At 68.1% G+C, this 18,472-nt stretch carries 14 protein-coding genes; 8 read left to right on the top strand and 6 right to left on the bottom strand.

The window, feature by feature from the left end:
* Nucleotides 1-44: 44 nt before the first annotated feature.
* Genes ACYQ78_RS01275 through ACYQ78_RS01265 form a run of 3 tightly spaced genes read left to right on the top strand, consistent with a single transcriptional unit; the run spans nucleotide 45 to nucleotide 3,171 of the window.
* The gene (locus tag ACYQ78_RS01275; protein WP_459798762.1) at nucleotides 45-1,409 is read left to right on the top strand and encodes a hypothetical protein; all 1,365 of its coding nucleotides are present in this window, start codon (nucleotides 45-47) and stop codon (nucleotides 1,407-1,409) included.
* Nucleotides 1,410-1,420: 11 nt separating this feature from the next.
* A complete protein-coding gene (locus tag ACYQ78_RS01270) occupies nucleotides 1,421-1,876 on the top strand; it encodes a hypothetical protein (RefSeq protein WP_459798761.1) in 456 nt (151 codons plus the stop codon).
* An 11-nt stretch (nucleotides 1,877-1,887) separates the two neighbouring features.
* On the top strand, nucleotides 1,888-3,171 hold the full coding sequence (locus ACYQ78_RS01265; protein WP_459798760.1) for a hypothetical protein: 1,284 nt from the start codon (nucleotides 1,888-1,890) through the stop codon (nucleotides 3,169-3,171).
* A gap of 21 nt (nucleotides 3,172-3,192) precedes the next feature.
* On the opposite strand, the gene ACYQ78_RS01260 is transcribed toward ACYQ78_RS01265, so the two are convergent.
* On the bottom strand, nucleotides 3,193-4,383 hold the full coding sequence (locus ACYQ78_RS01260) for an ROK family protein (RefSeq protein ID WP_459798759.1): 1,191 nt from the start codon (nucleotides 4,381-4,383) through the stop codon (nucleotides 3,193-3,195).
* 181 nt (nucleotides 4,384-4,564) lie between these two features.
* On the opposite strand from ACYQ78_RS01260, the gene ACYQ78_RS01255 reads away from it, so the two are divergent.
* The 3 genes from ACYQ78_RS01255 to ACYQ78_RS01245 are packed head-to-tail and all read left to right on the top strand — an operon-like array spanning nucleotide 4,565 to nucleotide 7,632.
* Complete coding sequence (locus tag ACYQ78_RS01255; RefSeq protein ID WP_459798758.1) at nucleotides 4,565-5,794, top strand: ABC transporter substrate-binding protein; 1,230 nt, start codon at nucleotides 4,565-4,567, stop codon at nucleotides 5,792-5,794.
* 27 nt (nucleotides 5,795-5,821) lie between these two features.
* Nucleotides 5,822-6,790: a carbohydrate ABC transporter permease gene (locus ACYQ78_RS01250; protein WP_459798757.1), complete on the top strand. Its 969-nt coding sequence runs from the start codon at nucleotides 5,822-5,824 to the stop codon at nucleotides 6,788-6,790.
* Nucleotides 6,787-7,632 carry a carbohydrate ABC transporter permease gene (locus ACYQ78_RS01245; protein ID WP_459798756.1) on the top strand — a complete coding sequence of 282 codons (846 nt, stop codon included), beginning with the start codon at nucleotides 6,787-6,789 and terminating at the stop codon, nucleotides 7,630-7,632. The genes ACYQ78_RS01250 and ACYQ78_RS01245 overlap by 4 nt, the downstream gene beginning before the upstream one ends.
* A gap of 10 nt (nucleotides 7,633-7,642) precedes the next feature.
* Here the strand turns inward: ACYQ78_RS01245 and ACYQ78_RS01240 are convergent, their stop codons facing one another.
* Both ACYQ78_RS01240 and ACYQ78_RS01235 read right to left on the bottom strand, forming a co-directional pair.
* Entirely contained in the window at nucleotides 7,643-8,593 is a 951-nt protein-coding gene (locus tag ACYQ78_RS01240; RefSeq protein ID WP_459798755.1) for a hydroxyacid dehydrogenase, read from the bottom strand.
* Nucleotides 8,578-9,966: an aldehyde dehydrogenase family protein gene (locus tag ACYQ78_RS01235; RefSeq protein WP_459798754.1), complete on the bottom strand. Its 1,389-nt coding sequence runs from the start codon at nucleotides 9,964-9,966 to the stop codon at nucleotides 8,578-8,580. The genes ACYQ78_RS01240 and ACYQ78_RS01235 overlap by 16 nt, the downstream gene beginning before the upstream one ends.
* A 55-nt stretch (nucleotides 9,967-10,021) precedes the next feature.
* On the opposite strand from ACYQ78_RS01235, the gene ACYQ78_RS01230 reads away from it, so the two are divergent.
* Complete coding sequence (locus tag ACYQ78_RS01230; RefSeq protein ID WP_459798753.1) at nucleotides 10,022-11,701, top strand: DUF2264 domain-containing protein; 1,680 nt, start codon at nucleotides 10,022-10,024, stop codon at nucleotides 11,699-11,701.
* On the opposite strand, the gene ACYQ78_RS01225 is transcribed toward ACYQ78_RS01230, so the two are convergent.
* The 3 genes from ACYQ78_RS01225 to ACYQ78_RS01215 are packed head-to-tail and all read right to left on the bottom strand — an operon-like array spanning nucleotide 11,679 to nucleotide 16,497.
* On the bottom strand, nucleotides 11,679-14,891 hold the full coding sequence (locus ACYQ78_RS01225) for an ATP-binding protein (protein ID WP_459798752.1): 3,213 nt from the start codon (nucleotides 14,889-14,891) through the stop codon (nucleotides 11,679-11,681). The two genes, ACYQ78_RS01230 and ACYQ78_RS01225, sit on opposite strands and share 23 nt — an antisense overlap.
* Entirely contained in the window at nucleotides 14,888-15,502 is a 615-nt protein-coding gene (locus tag ACYQ78_RS01220; protein ID WP_459798751.1) for a hypothetical protein, read from the bottom strand. Before ACYQ78_RS01220 ends, ACYQ78_RS01225 begins: the two co-directional genes overlap by 4 nt.
* Entirely contained in the window at nucleotides 15,484-16,497 is a 1,014-nt protein-coding gene (locus ACYQ78_RS01215) for a DUF559 domain-containing protein (RefSeq protein WP_459798750.1), read from the bottom strand. The genes ACYQ78_RS01220 and ACYQ78_RS01215 overlap by 19 nt, the downstream gene beginning before the upstream one ends.
* A 394-nt stretch (nucleotides 16,498-16,891) precedes the next feature.
* On the opposite strand from ACYQ78_RS01215, the gene ACYQ78_RS01210 reads away from it, so the two are divergent.
* Nucleotides 16,892-18,460 carry a GDSL-type esterase/lipase family protein gene (locus tag ACYQ78_RS01210; RefSeq protein WP_459798749.1) on the top strand — a complete coding sequence of 523 codons (1,569 nt, stop codon included), beginning with the start codon at nucleotides 16,892-16,894 and terminating at the stop codon, nucleotides 18,458-18,460.
* Nucleotides 18,461-18,472 lie beyond the last annotated feature (12 nt).

Here is an 18,472-nt window from a genome sequence, read left to right as displayed (position 1 = left end):
GTTTTATACCACCTTGTCGGCCCGGCCCGCTAGGGTGACCGCCCGTGTCCCGAAGATCGTCGTTCCACCTGACCCTGGCGGGCCTCGTCTCCGCCGCCTACGTCGTCTACCTGGCGACGATGAACGGCCGCTTCTTCTTCGTGATCCCCGGGGAGGAGGGCTGCCCGGGGAGCGAGCTCTACGTCGACCTCGGCCGTCACGTCGCCCGGCTCGACGAGGTCTCCGGCCTCACCGCCGTGGCACTCGGCGGCCCCCGGCCGTTCGGGCTGGGTCTCTTCGGCGCCGCGTTCTTCGAGGTCACCCACTACGGCGGGGTCGTCCTGGTCATGGCGTCCGCGCTGGCACTGGCCCTGACCAGGAACGGGCGACCGGTCCGGATCATGGCGTGCTGGCTGTTGATCGGCCAGGGGTGGGAGCTCGCGCTGTTCGCCGTCGACCTGGCGCGGGACACGGCGTGCTTCGAGCGCGGGTGGTCGGGCCGGCAGGGGATGCTGGTGCTCCTGGTGCCGCCCTCGGCGACGGTGCTCAACGCGTTCCTCCTGCTGCTGGCGGTCCGGCGCGGCCGCGAGATCCGGTGGCGGATGCCCGCGGCGCTGCCCCGGCTGGTGGTGACCGGCCTGGTCGCCGGCCTCGTGGCGGCCGACGCGAACCGGGACGACATCACCGCCCCCGACTGCGAGCGACTGGCGTACACCGACGGCATCGAGGTCGGCGAGGGGCCGTACCTGTGCGGGATGCGCAGCGGGGGGCGCTTCGCCACGATCCCCGACCGCGACCTGATCGCCTACGGCCGTGCGGCGTGCGCGCGCCATCCCCTGAGGGGGTTCCCCGGCCACGACCTCGCGCCGATCTGCCCGCTCGCCCACCGCGACGAGACCGCGATGCTCGCCGCCGACACCGCGACCTATGCGCTGGGCGACGCCGTCGTCGAGGTCTCCTGCGACCTCGGCCGCCACCGCCCGCTGATCCGGCCTTCCCATGTGGTCGGCACCGTGACCTGGACCGACTACGGCGCCATCGAGTCATGGGATCCTGGGCTGGAGGAGGAGGGCGAGTGGGACCTCCCCGAAGAAGCCTCGCTCATCGCGACCGCCCCCGGCCTGCTCGCCCTGAACGTCCACGCAGACCCGGCCGTCTGCCTGACCGCCGAGGTCTATCGCGGGCGCCCCCCGGTCGAGACGAAGGGCTGGGACCACGTGGTCGAGGTCGGCTACCGGAGCCTCACCGGCCACATGGAACTCTATGACCCGATGGACGGGACGAACGGCCTGAAAGTACCCGGCCTGCGCCCCGGCGACTACCGGATCAGAGCCCACCTGAGGGAGTCGGGGGGAGACCTGTACGACCCGCAGACCCTGCTCCTGATGATCTTCCCCGGTGAGAGGGGTCAGGTCGGCGCGGCCCGTTAGGGTGACCGCTCGTGCCTCGAAGATCGTGGATCTGTTTCGCGCTGGCCTTACTCGTGTCGGTGCTCGACGTGGCGGTGCGGTCGAGGCCGGGCGCGTCGCTGGTCTACTACGGCGCCGGCCCGGCCTGTCCCCCGGACGACGGCCCGTGGTCCGGGCCCGGCTTCTCCGGCCAGGCGCTCTCGATCTACGCGGGCCCCGTCCTCGTGGTGCTCGCGATCGTCGTGGTCGCCGTGGCCACCGCGAGAGGCCGCGCTCTGACGGGCCGGGTCGTCGTCCGAGTGCTGGCCGGGGTGCTGCTCCTGATCTGTGGGCACGGCGGCCTGGTCTTCGGGTTCGATCTGATCCGCGACGTCGGCTGCCATCGTGACCTGCTGAGCTGGGGCGAGCTGCTCTCCTCGGCGGCCCCGTTCCTGCCGCCCTTCGTGGCCGCCGCACTGATGGTGCTGGCCGTCGGGCACCGTCGCTAGGGTGTGCGGCTGTGCCGAGACGTTCATGGATCTCCTTCGCGCTGGCCTTCGTCGTCTCGGCGGGCTTCATCGCCCACGGGATGCTGACCACCGTCGGCGGGTCCGTCGTGCTCGGTTACGTCGAGCCGCTCGAACCCTGCGTGGGCCACGATCTCGACGACGTGGTGTCGCGCGCGCTCTGGTCCGGCCCCGACGGGTTCGGCCGTGACACGGGCCTCCTCCTCGCCGGTTTCGCCGGCCCGATCGTCGTCGCGGTCTCGGTCGTCGTCATGGCCGTCACGACCATGGCCGGGCGGCCCCGACTGGGGCGCGCGTCGGTGCGGGTCATGGTGGCGGCGCTGGTGGCGAGCGCCCACAGCGTCTTCTTCTTCGCCTACGACATGGTCCGCGGCACCGGGTGCCTCCAGGTGTGGGGCGGCCGGACGGGGGTGGAGATGTTCGTGCTGCCCAAGGTGCCCGAGCTCGTCACCGCCGCGCTGATCCTCCTGGCGGTCCGGCGGTCGCCCGTCCGGTGGCCGGTGGTGCGGCGGGTGGTCGCCGTCGCGCTCGTGGCGACACTCGTGGCGGCCGATCTCCAGCAGGGCGGCATCACCCGACCCGACTGCGAGGGGTCGCGGGCCGAGACGGAGGCGGTGTCCTTCCTCTGCGCGGCGCGGCGGGACCCGGAGTTCGCCCGGATCTCCGACCGCGACCTGCTGGCCTACGGCCGCGCGGCCTGCGCGCTCCATCCGCTGAAGGAACCGGCCGACCTCCCGATCGATCCGATCTGCCCGCGGGCCCGTCGCGACGCCGCCGCAATCAAGGCCGCCGGTGACGCCGCCTGGGCCGCGCAGGAGGCCGTGTCGACGATGTACTGCGACCGGACCCGCCACCGGCCGCGTGTCGAGGCCCGCCACGTCGTACGGGACCAGGTCTGGACCGAATACGGCGTCATCGAGTCGTGGGAGGGAGACCACTACGACGAGGAGCTGTTCGACCGCTCCTACGAGACGCCGATCGCGACCTCCGCGGGTCACCTGCTCCTCAACACCGACCCCGACTACGACACCTGCCTCCAGGTCGAGGTCTACGCGGAGCGGCCCCCGGAGGAGAAGGGCTGGGACCGCGTCGCCGAGGTCGGCTACGTCAGCCCCGAGGGCCACATGAAGCTGGCCGACGCGATGTCCACGGGCGACGGGCTGACGGTGCCGGGGTTACGACCGGGCCGATACCGGGTCAGGCTCCACTACAAGGAGCCCGACTACGACGGCACGACACCCCAGGTCGTCGTGCTGATGATCTGGCCGGAACCTTAGTTCAACCCTTTGAACTAAGCATCAACTGGCGGCGTGCAGCCGCAGTGGGGCGCTCGTGTCAAGGAACTCCTCCAGCACCAGCGTGGCCGCCCCCATGGCCACCGCGTCGGGCCCGAGTTCCCCCAGCACGATCGAGGTCGCGTTGTAGGGCTGGGTCAGCGAGTTCTCCCCCACCACCACGCGGATCTGGTCGAGGTGGCGTTCGCCGATCATCAGCCCGGCCCACCCGCCGATGAGGATCCGCTCGGGGTTGAGCATGTTGATCAGGTTGGCCAGGCCGGTGCCCATGTACGTCACCGTCTCGTCGACCACCGCCCCGCCGAGGTCGAGCACCCGTCCCAAAGCGGAGGGCCAGTCGGTCGTCTGGGCCGGAACCCCGGCCCTGGCCAGCAGCCCCTCCGCCCCGATGTAGGCCTCCAGGCAGCCCCGGGACCCGCACCGGCACGGCCGCCCGTTCATCTCGATCTTGGTATGACCCCATTCACCGGCCGAGTTCGAGGTCCCCCGTACGGCCAGGCCGTCGGCCACCACCGTCGCCCCGACGCCCGATCCGATCAGCACGATCACCGCGTGGTCGGCCCCCCGGCCGGCCCCGAACCACAGTTCGGCCTGGCCCATCGTCTTGGCGCCGTTGTCGATGAACACCGGCAGCGTGGTCCCGGCCCGCATCAGCGCGCCGAGCGGCACGCCGTCCCAGCCGAACGTCTTGGCGTGGATCAGCGTGTCGGACGACCCGCGCTCGACGATCCCCGGCACCCCGATGCCCACGCCGAGCACCTGCGAGGCGGCCACCTGGCCGTCGGCCAGCACGACGTCGATCCCGGCCAGGATCCGGCGCGCGACCAGCTCGATGTCGTGGTGGGAGGGCCGGAGCGTGTAGTCGACCCGGGCCTTCTCGGTCATCTCGAGGTCGAACAGTTCCACTCTGACGTGGGTCTCGGCGACGTCCACGCCGATGACGTAGGCGTACACGGGATTGACCCGCAGCAGCACGCGCGGGCGCCCGCCGTCGCTCTCGACCTGACCGGCCTCCATCAGGATCTTCTCGGAGAGAAGATCACCGGTCATGGTGCTGATGGTCGCGGCGGACAGGCCGGTGAGCCCGGTCAGCTCGTGACGGCTCCGCGGGCCGCCGAAGTACAGGGTCCGCAGCAGCATGCCGCGGTTCCCCTTCCGGACATCCCTGACCGTCTTACGCTCCGGCCTCGCCATGGCGCCTGTCCTCCCGTTTTCTGCCGACATGTTAGTTCAATGCGTGAACGAAACGGCTACCAGGCACATGCCGCCGCACAGGGTAGCGGGTGCCGCGTTACCAAAGCGTTTCCGACGAGGGACTGATCTTTTTTTGCGTCTTACATTATCGTCTGTTCAACCCCCCGAGAAGGAGATGGAAATGATCAGGAGAGTCACTGGGGCGGCTGCCGCAGCGGTGCTGCTCGCCGGGCTCGCCGCCTGCGGCGGCGGCTCCGAGGAGGGCGGCGCGGGGTCTGCCGCCACGGAGTTGACCTACTGGATGTTCCAGGACCGCACCCCCCAGGCCGGTGAGGTGGTCGAGAAGATCCGGACGGACTTCGAGAAGGCCAACCCCGGCGTCACGGTGAAGATCGTCAAGATCCCCAAGGACGACTACAACACCAAGCTCGGCTCCGCGCTCGCGGGGAACACCGTTCCCGACGTCGGCATCCTCGACCAGCCGCTGGTCTCCCGGTTCGCCCAGGAGGGCACCATCAAGGAGGTCCCGGCCGGCACTCTCAACGAGGCCGACTACTGGGAGGGCGCGCTCAACACCAACAAGGTCGGCGGCAAGCTCTACGGCTTCCCGATCGACCACACCGCGGTCGCCCTCTTCTACAACAAGGCGCTGGTTCCGACCCCGCCGAAGACGTGGGACGAGCTCAAGACCATGAGCGCCGCCATCCACGCCAAGGACGCCAAGATCGCCGGCATCGTGGTGCCGAAGGGCGACGGCTACGGCGCCTGGATGTGGCCCGGTGTCGTCGGCGGCGCCGGCGGCTCGATGGTCGACGAGGCGGGCAAGAAGATCCTGTTCGACCAGCCCCCGGCCGTGGAGGCGCTGCAGCTCTGGGTCGACCTGCTGCCGTCGTCGCCGCGCGAGATCACCGACTCCGACCAGGCCTTCGCCAACGGCCTCGCCGGCATGATGATCTCCGGCCCGTGGGACGTCGCCACCATCAAGGACCAGTTCCCCGACCTCGACTTCAACGTCGCGCCGCTGCCGTACAAGACGACTCCGGCGGGCAACATCGGCGGCGAGAACGCGGTCGTGTTCAGCAAGGGCAAGAACGAGGCCCTGGCCTGGAAGTGGCTGCAGCACCTGACCAACGCGACCAACAACACCAACCTGGCCCAGGCCCTGGGCGGCTTCCCCGTCAACAAGGAGGCGGCCGAGCGTGACGCCGCGACCTTCGGCGAGCAGCAGCAGGCCTTCCTCGAGCAGCTCAAGGTGGCGCAGGCGCGCCCGGCGCTCCCGCAGTGGATCCAGATCAACGACGAGATCATCGCCCCGGCTCTGGAGTCGGCGCTGAGCGGCAAGATGACCGCCCAGGAGTCGCTGACCGACGCTGCGACCAAGACCCGCGCCCTGCTCGGCTGGAACAGCTAGCCCAGTCATCACGGAAGCGAGGCAACCGTGGCATCTCCGGTCGTGGCCCACCGGCCCGCCGAGACGCCCGCCAAGCCCGGACGGCGCCGCCGTCCGGGCATCGGCAGGCGCGACCATCTGATCGGGTGGCTGCTCATCGCCCCCGCGATGGTGTACTTCATCATCTTCCTGCTCTATCCGGCCCTGGCGGCCCTGTACTACAGCTTCACCGAGTGGGACCTGCACTCGGCTCCCATCTGGGTGGGGCTGCAGAACTACACCGACCTGTTCTTCGACGACGTGAAGTATCCGCACTTCTGGAAGTCGATCATGGTCACGCTCCAGTACACGCTGGTGGCGGTGCCGCTGACGCTGGTCACCGCGCTGGCCCAGGCGCTGCTGATCAACTCGATCAGGCGCGGCTCCAATCTGTTCCGCCTGCTGCTGTTCCTGCCCGTCGTGACCGCCGAGGCGGCCGTCGGCGCCATCTGGCGCTGGCTCTACGACCCGCAGTACGGCGTCATCAACGCGGTGATCGGCCTGTTCGGCATCCCGCGGCAGAACTGGCTGAACACCCCCGAACTGGTGATCCCGGCGCTGGCCTTCATCGCGGCCTGGCAGTGCGGCATCTCGATGATCATCTACCTGGCGGGCCTGAAGAGCATCCCGGAGTCCATCAAGGAGGCCGCCGTCATCGACGGCGCGAGCCCGGTGCAGCGCTTCTTCAAGGTGATCGTGCCGATGCTCCGACCGACGACCTTCTACCTCGTCGTGACCGGCATCATCGCCGCACTCCAGGTCTTCGGGCTGGTGTACGTCATCTTCTCCGGCGGCGGCAACAGGAGCGTCACCGGCGGACCCGAGCAGTCGGGCCTGGCGTACGTGCTGCACATCTACCTGTACGCCTTCCGCTACAACGCGATGGGCGCGGCCTGCGCGATGTCGTTCATCCTGCTGATCTTCATCATGATCATCACGTTCGTCCAGTTCAAGTTCATGAAGCAGGAGGCATCGTGACCCAGAAGACGGTGCGCCGCCTGCCCATCTACATCGCGCTGATCCTGCTGGCGCTGGTGTCGGTCGTCCCGTTCGTGTGGATGCTCGCGACGTCGTTCAAGAACGGCCCCGACGTCTACACGCAGGTGCCGCAGCTCCTCCCGCTGGACAAGAAGACCGGCGAGTGGAACCCGACGCTCGAGAACTACGAGTACGTCTTCACCATCAGCGGCCTGGGCACCGCGTTCTGGAACAGCGTCTGGATCACGTGCTTCCTGGTCCCGGTGAAACTCCTGATCGACGCCCTGGCGGCCTACTCGTTCGCCCGCATCCCGTTCCCCGGCCGGGACAAGATCTTCGTCCTGATGCTGGCGGGCATGATGGTGCCGACGATCACGCTGCTGGTCCCGCGCCTGCACGTCACGCAGGTGCTCGGCGTCTACGACTCGCCGTGGGGCATCATCCTGCCCAACGTCGCCTCGGTCCTGGACATCTTCCTCATGCGGCAGTTCTTCCGCACCCTTCCGGTCGAACTGGAGGAAGCCGCCCGGATCGACGGCGCCGGCCGCATGCAGATCTTCTGGCGGGTCATCCTGCCGCTGTCGAAGCCGGTCCTGGCCGTCGTGACGATCACCAGTTTCATCTTCCACTGGAACGACCTGGTGTGGCCGCTGATCGTGCTCAACGACCCCGAGCTCTACACCCTGCCGCTGGCGTTGCAGCAGCTCGCGAGCACGGAGTCGGGACGCGCCTACTACATCATGGCGGGCGCGGCGCTCGCGGTGATCCCGGTCATGGTCGTGCTGCTGATCTTCCAGCGGCGCATCATGCAGGGCATCGCGTTCTCCGGCCTGAAGAGTTAGGCCCGAAGAGTCAGGCCTGGTGCGACAGGGCGCGCGGGTCCACCTCGAACCTGAGGGGGACACCGCGCGTCAGTCGTTCCACCTCGTCGAGCGCGGCCCGCCCCAGCCTCTTCACCTCGGATCCGAGCGCCCCCGCGACGTGCGGCGTCAGCACGACGTTGGGCAGGTCCCACAGGGGTGAGTCGGGGGCCGGAGGTTCGGGGTCGGTGACGTCCAGGATCGCGAAGATCCTGTTCTTCCGGAGCTCGTCGATGAGCGCCGCCTCGTCGACGAGGGAACCCCGCGCGGTGTTGATGAGGGTCGCTCCGTCCTTCATCGCTCTCAGGCGCTCCGCGCCGATCATCCTGTACGTCTCCCGCGTCGCCGGGGCGTGGATCGACACCACGTCACTGCGGCCGATCACGGCGTCGAGATCCGTGGTGGCCAGATCCGTGGCATAGGGGTCGGCGACCAATACGTCCAGGTCGAAGGGCTTGAGCAGTTCGATCACCCGCCGGCCGACCCGGGAGGCCCCGACGATGCCGACGGTCTTGCGGTAGTTGCCGAGGTCGCCGTCCTGGGTCAGCAGTCCGAGGTCGGTCTTCGCGCGGGAGTACGCACGGGCCAGCCGGGGCACCGCCTTGTTGGCCAGCAGGATCATGGCGAGCGTGAACTCGGCGACGGGGATCGCGTTGGCGTCGGCCGCCGAGCTCACCACGATCCCCCGCGCGAACACCTCGGGCGTGACGTGCCCCTTGACGCTCCCCGCCGCGTGGACCACCGCCTTCAGGTGAGGCGCGGCGTCGAGAGCGGCGGCGTCGAGGACGGGACACCCCCAGCCGGTCACCAGGATCTCCGCCCGTGCCAGCCTGTCTCGCGCCTCCGTGCTGGTGAACTCGGTCAGCGGCGCCTCGGGCCGGTCGAACAGCCGGAGCGTGAGCTCCGGGTACATCGCGAAGTCGACGATCACCCCTGCGTCCATCCGGGCAGGTCGAGCGGCCCGCGCTGGACACCGATCCACTGGCGGCGGGTGAACCCCGGCATCTGGTTCTCGGCGCCGTGCCGGGCGTGCGCGTCGTTGACGTGCACCTCTCCGGCGTGCAGCCGCTCGGCGACGGCCAGCCCCCGCATGAGGTCGCGGCTGAAGACCGAGTTCATCAGCATCGGATAGCCGTTGACCAGCTCGATCGCCTCTTCCTCCGTGCTCGCCACGGTGACCGGGAGCACCGGCCCGAAGATCTCCTCGGCGAACGCCGGCATGTCCGGGGTGACGTTCGTGAGCACGGTCGGCCGGTAGAACAGCCCGTCGTAGGTGGCGCCGGTCGCGACCACGGCGCCCTTCGCGACGGACGGCAGCACGATCCGCTCGTGCACCCGGTCGCGCTGCACCTCGCTGATCAGCGGCCCGAGGTCACTGTCGGCGTCGAACGGGTTCCCCACCTTCAACGCCTCGACCTTGCGCACGAGCGCCGCGACGTACGCGTCGGCGACCGCTTCGAGCACGATGTGACGGCTCGCGCTGATGCACGTCTGCCCCTGGAACTCCAGCGACGCGATCAGCGCGCAGGACGCGGCCAGCTCGACATCGGCGTCGTCGAGCACCACGAACGCGTTGCTCCCGCCCAGCTCCAGCCGCACCAGCCGCAGATCTCGCGCGGCCGACAGCGCGATGGCCGTCCCGACCTCCCGCGACCCGGTGAAGTCGAGCAGGTCGAGCCCCCGGTGCTCGGCCAGCGCGTGCCCCGCCACCGGCCCGTCGCCTTCGACGACGTTGAACACCCCCGGCGGCAGCCCCGCGGCGTGAGCGGCCTCGGCGAGCACCTGCCCGCCGATGATCGGCGTGAGCTCGGCCGGCTTGAGCACGATCGTGTTCCCGAACGCCAGCCCCGGCGCCACCGCCCGCATGGCCAGATTGACCGGATAGTTCCAGGGCGTGATGATCCCCAGCACCCCGAGCGGCACCGCCCGGGACAGCGACAACTTCCCCGCCTTGTACGGCTGGAGCACCTCCCCCGCCGTCCCGCACGCCTCCACCGCCGAGATCCCGAGCTGCTTGAGCCCCGCCGACACCTCGTCGACGGCCTTGGCCCGGACTCCCCCGGTCTCCTTCATCGACAGCTCGACGAGCTCGTCGTACCTCTTGCGGAGTTCATCGGCGAACGCCGTCAGATGGGCGGCCCGCTCGGGAGCCCCCAACGCGGCCCACCCGGGCTGCGCGTTCCGCGCCGCCGCGACGGCCCGATCGACGTCGGCGGCGTCCCCGAGGGAGTATCGCCCGATCTCGGCACCGGTCGCCTTCTCGTGCACGGAAGCGGTGTGTACGGCCGGGACGAAAGCCCCATCGATGTAGTGCATAGGCTATATTCTATACTTAAGCTTATATATAAAAATAAGTATTGACAGGAGCGAGATGGCAGCGGATCGTGCGGCGATGGCCCAGCTCGTACGGGATCTCGTAGACCCGCTCCTGCCTTTCTTCAGCCCCGGCCGAGCCCGCCTGCGCCTGGGTGTGAACACCGCCCACTACGACGACACCGCCGCCGAGTTGGAGGCCTTCGCCCGCCCCCTGTGGGGCCTCGCGCCTCTGGGCGACGGCATGGACCTGTGGCGCGAGGGCCTGGCGGCGGGCACGAACCCCGACCACCCCGAATACTGGGGCGACATCGCCGAGATCGACCAGCGCCTGGTCGAAACGGCGGCTCTGGGCTTCGCCCTGGCCCTGGCCCCGGCCGAACTCTGGGACGACCTGACCGGCACCGAACGCGACCGCGTCGCGACCTGGCTCTCCCAGGCCCTCGACCGCACCGGCGTCGACAACAACTGGCAGTTCTTCCCCGTCCTGGTCGGCCTGGGCCTCAGACGCCTCGGTGTCCCTTTTAATGAGAAGTCGCTGGAAACCCGGCTCGACCGCCTGGAATCGTTCGCCCTGGGACGCGGCTGGTACTCCGACGGCCCGACCGCGCAACGCGACTACTACGTGCCCTTCGCCATGCACTACTACGGCCTGATCTATGCGGGTCTGAGCGAAGACGCGAGAGCCGAGCGTTTCCGTACCCGCGCGGGCGAATTCGCCCTGGACTTCCGCCACTGGTTCGCCGCCGACGGCGCCGCGATCCCGTTCGGCCGCTCGATGACCTACCGCTACGCGCAGGCCGCGTTCTGGGGCGCCCTGGCCTTCGCCGAAGTCGACGCGCTGCCGTGGGCCGAGACGAAGGGCTACCTGCTCCGCCATCTGCGCTGGTGGGAGGGCCGCGACGTGGCCGACCGGGCGGGGGTGTTGACGATCGGCTACGCCTACCCGCAGCCTTTGCTCGCCGAGCAGTACAACGCCCCCGGTTCCCCCTATTGGGCCATGAAGGCGTTCCTCCCCCTGGCCCTGCCCGAAAGCCACCCTTTCTGGACGACGCCCGCGTCCACTTCTCCCGTGCCGGATGGCGCCGTCCACCAGCCCGAACCCGGAGTGACCCTGATCCGCTCCGACGAGGGGCGGCACGTGGTGATGCTGAGCGCGGCCCAGCACAACATGTGGGCGCGTGGCGGCGCGGCGAAGTACGCGAAGTTCGCGTATTCGACGGTGTTCGGCTTCAGCGTCCCCGCCGGAGGTGCGGGCCTCGAACAAGGCGCCTTCGACAGCACCCTGGCCCTGAGCGAAGACGGTCACCACTGGCGCTGCTGCGAGGTCCCCATCGCCGAAGGAGACCTCCACCTGCGCTGGTCACCGTGGGACGACGTACAGATCGAGACCTGGCTGATCCCCCAGGGAGAGGCACACCTGCGCATCCACCGCGTGGTGTCGGCCCGCAGCCTGTTCACCGCCGAGGCGGCTTTCGCCGTCGACCGCGACACCGAAACCGGCAGGGAGTGCGGCGACGGCTACGCCTGGGCGAGCTCGGCCCAGGGACGGTCCGGCATAGAAGACCACGAGGACCCGGAATGGCCGACGGGGGTCCGGCGGGAGGGGGAGGTCGTGCAGCCGCACCCGGGCACCAACGTCCTGGTGCCGCGCACGATCCTCCCCACCCTGCGAGGCGAGCACGAGGCAGGCGAGTTCTGGCTGACCTGCAAGGTCACCGGCTCGCCCGCTCGATGACCTCCTCCGTCGTCAGCGGCGCCCGAGGATGGTGGCTCAGGCACAGAGGTGTACGCACCTTCGCGAACCCGGCACCCTCCGGCGCCACGTAGAACTGCCCCGTGACCAGAGAGCTGATGTCATCGGCCGAGCCGCCCTTGGCACGTGCCATCTCCTTGGCGGCGTCGATCTGCACCTGCGCGTTGAGCAGACCGTAGAACTGGGTGGCCGCGTTGCCCGGGATCTGGTTGTGCAGCCCCTTCGGCGCCTGCGTCGCGAACACCAGCCCGAGCCCGTACTTCCGCGCCTGCGAAGCGAGCGCCAGCGTGCTCTTCGTGCAGACCGTCGTCGCCCCGGACGGCGCGAAGTTCTGCGCCTCGTCCATCACGAACAGCCCACCGAGCGGCCGGTCACCCGCCGGGTTCTTCTTGATCCAGGCGAAGAGCCCCATCTGGAGCTGGTTGACGAAACTCTGCCGCTCGGCGTTGCTCTGCAGCCCCACGAACGAGATGACCGACACCCGGGCCCGCTTCCCCGGTGCCGGGGTGAGCAGCAGCCCGGGATCGACCGGCTGCCCCTCTCCCCCGAACAGCGGGTCGTTGACCTTCGCGGCGTGCAGGACCTGGGAGAGCCCATGCGCGATCTTCACGGCCTCGCTGATCTGACTGATGTCCTCGGGGAAGTCCTCCAGCAGGTTGATGAGCCCGTTGAGCCCCCCACTCTTGTACTTCCCGAAGTGGACGACGGCCGCCTTGAGCACGGCCCGAGCCATCTCGGCCTTCCCCGTGTTGCCCTCGATCTTGGCCCGCGGAACCAGCGCGGCGACGGCGGCGTCGACGGCCTCGTTGAACTCGTCGACGTCGTCCCGGACGCTGGTGAAGTCGGGCAACGGCTGGAAGGCCAGGGGCCGGCCCTTCTCCCTGCGCGGCGTCCACACGACGACCTCGGTGTCCGCGATGTAGCGAGCGGCCCGAGCGGCGTCCCCCGGCCCCCAACCCGAAGGCTCCTCGGGCCAGGCGTCACCGAGCCGAGCGAGGTCGTTGTTCGTGTCGAGGACGATGGAGGAAACGCCCTGAATGGCGCACTCCTCGATGATCCGCCGGATCAGAACGGTCTTTCCGGAGCCGGACCCCGCGAAGATGGCGACATGCTTCCGCAGCGCCTCCAGCTCAACGGAGACCGGAAGCCCACGCTCGTAGGACCGCCCCACGATCAGCGACGGGACCCCGACGGGATGGTTCTGCGGGCCGTGGCCCGAGGTACCGGACTTCCGCGTCGGTAAGGGTTCCGCCTGCGCGGGCGGATCCTCCAGCACGTCGCCTACGGGCCCTTTGGGAGTCTGCGGCCCCTGTTCTTCCAGGGTGTCGACTGAGGGCGCCGGTGCGGGCAGCGTGAGGTCGGGCCAGTCGCCCAGCGCTTCCTTGAAGAACCGGGTGTTCGTCGCGGGCTTGCGCGCCGCGAACCATGATTCGAGGCCGGGCGGAGCCTCTTTGATCAGGTCACGCAGTGCGTGCATCACCCGCAGGTCTTCGTCATCGATTCCGATGTCACGCCCACCAGCTGCGCGGAAGTCGCTCAGAGCCTCCTGCGTGACCTTGCCCTTGTTCCACTCGGTTCTCCGGATGAGAATCAGCCGACGTTTGGGAACCCCAGCGTCGAGCCCAGCCGCTACAGCAGCGTTCCGGATCCGGGTGAGGGCAGCAATGTGATGGGGAGCCGCGATGGCGCGAAAGGCCCAATGCACTTCGTCTTCGGTGGCCTCATTCAGGCTGAGCCGTAGCCGAGCATGCAGGGGAGGTTTCCGACTGGGCTCGGCGTCGACGGAATAGACCCGGTCACCACTCCCCTGCTCGGCGATCCATGCCTTGAGGCCGGCTGCGAGAATCTCAGGAAAGACCTCATCTTCCGCCGCCGGGTCGAGTGCCCGACCGACCTCTACCGAATCTGCGAGCATCGCGAACCGCGTGTCGATGGCGACCAGGTCGACTATCGGCGGCGTGATGACAGGGACATGTTCCTCGATGGTGCCGTCAAGGCGATCAAGCTCGCTTACCTCGCCTCTGGCGACGCAGGCCGCGATGTGGTTGTAGACGCGCTTGAGCAATCTACGAGGCGTCATCAAGGGGGCTACTTCGAACGCCTCTGCCTTGATCGGCCACGTGGGGTAGGGCGGCTGGAATCCGATGTCCGAGAAGTGCTCGGCCGTGCGAATCTCAACCAGCTTGCGGCCCACTTCGGCCGAAGGGATGCGCTTCAGGACGATCGACTCGGCGAAGCGATCCTGGACGGTTTCAACAGCGATGGTCCGGATCGTCAGCCATGTGTCCGGAAGACACGAAACGACCGTCACTGTCCGACGCGTCGTCTCACGTAACTCCATCAACCCGTGGGCAGCCTGAATAGCTGCCACCTTGGCCCGAGAGTCAACATTGCTGTCCACCCGGCCCGCCTCGGGGGCCTGGACGAGCAACATGTCGATCTGGTCGACGGCCATCACGCTCGGCCCTGTAAGCGCCAACAGGCGCGAGATGTCCCGGACGATCTGTTGCGGGGAACGATTGGGAGCCTGAATCCCCCAACGCGACCGCGCTTCTGGGGCGATGTGCTCAATGGACGAGAGGAACGACTGCCCGACGTCTTGTAGGTCCAGTTTGTCCGAAGCGTAGAGAGCAAGCGCCCGAACGGTGTCGCGCGCGTCCCCTCCGACCTTCTTGTGCACCTGCCGCAGGGTCGCGACGAAGGCGTTGAGATCTTCTGGAGTGAGTTCCTTGTTGCCTATCACCGCCAGACGGGTGAGGCGCGGAATGCCGATCTGTAGCGCCAATCGGCGAAGGAAGATCTTGAGCTGGCTTTCTCCGTTCGCGCCTTCCCGAGTCAGCCCGTCGAGAACTGACACGACGACGCTCTCCCAGAAGTTCGCCGAGTCGAGCAGGCTGATGAGGAAGAAGTATCCGCCGCTTGTCTGGGTCTCTTCGCGAAGCCAGCTCAACATGTGAGTCTTGCCCGTGCCGTGGGCACCTTGAAGGACCACGCCGACAGGACTGCTGTCCGGGCTCTGTTCCGCAGCCTTGAGTCCAGCCCTCAGCGCCGCCGTCGGCGATGGGGCCATATCGCCCACGTGGTATTTCGCCGAATGCCATACGTCGTCAAGCGTGTGAACCGTGTTGAACTGCTGCAGCGAACTCAGCGCATACCACTCACCGACGATCATCGCGCTCCGATCATGATCATATGATTCGCCTCATCGAGCACATAGAGCGCGGCGTCACGCTCCTCCTGGCTCATGGCTCGCTGTACCGACTCGGGAACGATCCGCACATCGGGCTGCAGGAGCATCTTCAGAAGCACGGCATCCTGTTCGGCCCTGTCGATATCCGTGAGCAACGGGCGGAGCTTGGCGAAGTGAAGCCATCCGCCGGGCTTGTCCTCAATGGAGTTGTAAGCCTGCCGGATGCGCTCCTCCACCTCATCGTGGGAGAGGGGAGCATCGGAGGGCGCCGCAGAAGGCGCTACCGACCCGCTCTGATTCTGGAGGAATTTCAAGAAAGCCAAGCCCAGCGTCGCCGACGCCGGAACCGGGAAGCCCTCCCGCACCTCTTCAAGCGCACGCTCTCGCCCGGCTTCGGTGAGCGTCCAGGTTCTAACACGCCCATGGACACCACGCTCGATGAGCTTGGCCTCCTCGAGGGCATCCCGCAGCTTCGGAGTGATCCGCAGCCGATAATCCAGGGTCAGGGTGGTGTTGAGAACATCGGGCCTGCGCTCGGCCATCAGAACAAGCAACATGGCAATCTGGTGATACTTCAGCCTGTCGGTTGACACGTGACGTCTCCTTCGATCGTTCCAGAGCGTTGCCCGCAAAGGAACTTCTCTATTTGCCGGACAATCGTCAACAGATCCGACTCGATCTGTTCATTGGTGAAGCGGAAGACGGTGTACCCGTCTTTCTCCAGGTGCGCGTCTCGCCACCTGTCGTATTCGCTCTGCCGGGCGCCCCGATGCTCCGGCCCGTCGATTTCCACGACGCAGCGTTCCTCGGACCACATCAGGTCCGGCCGGAATCGCATCGACAGCTGACTCACCGACGGATACGTCTGGTTCCACGCCCGCCCGCGCGCCCACGCGCACTCCCGGAGCGCCTTCTCCAAAGTCTGTTCGGCCCAGCTGAAGGGATGCGGCCGACCGGCGATCGGCGGCACATACACCTTCTGCGTCTCGCGTTCCCGTGGGGGCAGTTCGCGCACGAGCGCGACCACTTCCTCCCGCACGCGAACCTGCACAGACTCGACCCGGCGCACCTCCGGCCCGACCAGCCACACTCCGATCGCGGCCCGGTAGGCGAGCCACTCACAGCCCGCGACCAGCACGGTCTCCCCATGAGGCGACAGTCCCTCGGGGACATAGACCACCAGCACCGCCCGCTCCCGCCGGAACGCCGAGGCCAGCACCCGCGCCAGCCCGGCGGCACGCGCCTCCGCGGGGAATCTCGCGCTCGGTTCGGGATCACGCCGCAGGGAACGTTCCGCGAGGTCGGCGAGAAACGGCCCGAAGTGGCGGCTTCCCGCTGCCAGTCGCGCCGCCAGTGACCGCACGGCGGCCCGGCCCAGCGAGCTCGTGTCGGAAATCTTGTCGCCTTCGGGGAGCCACGCGGGGAAGAGGGCGACGGCCAGGATTTCGAGCTCCCGTAAGACGCCTTCGACCATTTCCTGGACAGACCCGGATTCCCCCGCGCTATAAGTCACGATCGCCGGCGCGTCAACGGGAAGCGAATCGAAGGACAGTTCGATGGCGTCGGCGTCGATTCCGGCCAGGTGCACGACTCGTCCAGCCGGTAGCTCCGCCCACGACAACGCCATGCGGTTCCCTCTGGACACTCATCTGAAAACGTGACGCCGCAGAGGTTATAGGGCACGCCACTTGATGCGCAGGAATTCCAGAGATATCCCGGTTTCAGGAGTTACAAAACTCCCCAAACGGCCATCCTGACAATATTTCAAATCCACTCATATCCGAAAATATCCGATCAGGACCCCCTCCTCCACCCTCAGGTCCGATCTATGTCCGATTTCGAGCCACTCGAACGCCCACTTTGCACCGTTCCCACGCCAATACATCCAACCTATCTGTTGACGACAAAGACCTGTCAGCTTAATCTCGGCCTGATCACGATCCCTGGGGTCCCCTGTGGTCTCGTACAGGCAGAAGGACAGGATGCATCGGTTAATCCGGGCGCTCGTCGCCGCACTCGTCGCGCTTCTCGTCGCGACCAACCTTCCCGCACCGGCCTCCGCAGCCACCTGGCTCGGCACGTGGGCCGCCTCCCCGCAGAGCGGTTCGAACCGCGAGTTCAACAACCAGACGTTGCGCCAGATCGTCCGGACCAGCATCGGCGGCACCGCCGTCAGGGTGCAGCTGTCGAACGCCTTCGGCACCCGCGCGCTCACCGTGGCCAACGTGCACGTGGCCAGAAGGACGAGTGGTTCGTCGATCGACACGTCCACCGATCGGGTGGTGACGTTCGGCGGGCAGCAGACGGTGACGATCCCCGTCGGGGGGCTGGCCATCAGCGACGCGGCAAGTGTGCCGGTCGCGGCCTCCTCCGACCTGGCGGTCAGTTTCCATCTGCCCTCGGCGACCGGGCCGGCGACCTACCACCAGACCGCGCTGCAGACCAGCTACATCGCCAATGGCAACGTCGCGGGGAACGCCACCATCACGCCGACGGGTGAGACGGGCGACAACTTCATTCTTTCGGGGGTGGACGTCGACAACGCCTCCGGCACCGGGACCGTTGTCGCGCTCGGCGCCTCGATCGTCGACGGCGTCGCATCCAGCCACAACGCCAACCGGCGGTGGCCGAACCTGCTGTCGAACCGGCTCAACGCCTCCGGGCGCGTGGTCGGGGTCGTCAACCAGGGGATCAGCGGCAACCAGCTGCTCCGCGACGGCGCCGGGCAGAGCGCGATCAACCGGTTCGAGCGTGACGTGCTCAACCAGACCGGGGTGAAGTGGGTCGTCTTCGCCGACAACCCCATCAACGACGTCGGGTCCAACCGGCCCGTGCCGACCGGGCAGCAGCTCATCACGGGGGCGCAGAACCTGCTCAACCGGGCGCACGCGCGGGGCATCCAGTTCATCTGCGCCACGCTGACCCCCTTCCAGGGGGCCGGTTACTGGACGCAGGAGGGCGAGAACAGCCGGGCGGCGTACAACACCTGGGTTCGCAGTTCGGGCAGTGGGTGTGACCGGGTCGTCGACTTCGACGCGGCCACCCGCGATCCCGCGAACCCGACCCGGTTCCTGCCCGCCTACGACCCGGGCGACCACCTGCACCCGAACGACGCCGGGTTCCAGGCCATGGCCAACGCCTTCGACCTGGCCTGGTTCGGCACCGGCGGCAACCCGCCGCAGGGCGGGATCCAGCTCCGGTCGCGGGCCAACAACCAGCTCGTCAACGCCGGGCCGACGCTGGTCGCGAACGGCAACGCCACCACGTTCGAGCGCATCGAACTGGGCAACGGCAACATCGCGCTGCGTTCGCGCGCCAACAACATGATCGTCGCCGCCGAGGCGGCGGGCGCGCAGCCGCTCATCGCGAACCGGACGGCCGTCGGGCCCTGGGAGACCTTCACTGTCGTCAACAACCCCAACGGGACGATCAGCCTCCGCGCCCAGGCCAACGGTCAGTATGTCTGCGCCGACGGCGGGGGCGCCCAGCCGCTCATCGCCAACCGGGCGGCCATCGGGCCGTGGGAGCAGTTCGACGTGGTGAACGTCTGACCCAACGGGAAC

Source organism: Herbidospora sp. RD11066, from assembly GCF_054661255.1.
Note: the sequence above shows the minus strand (reverse complement) of the source record. Positions and strands in the feature narration are given on the sequence as shown.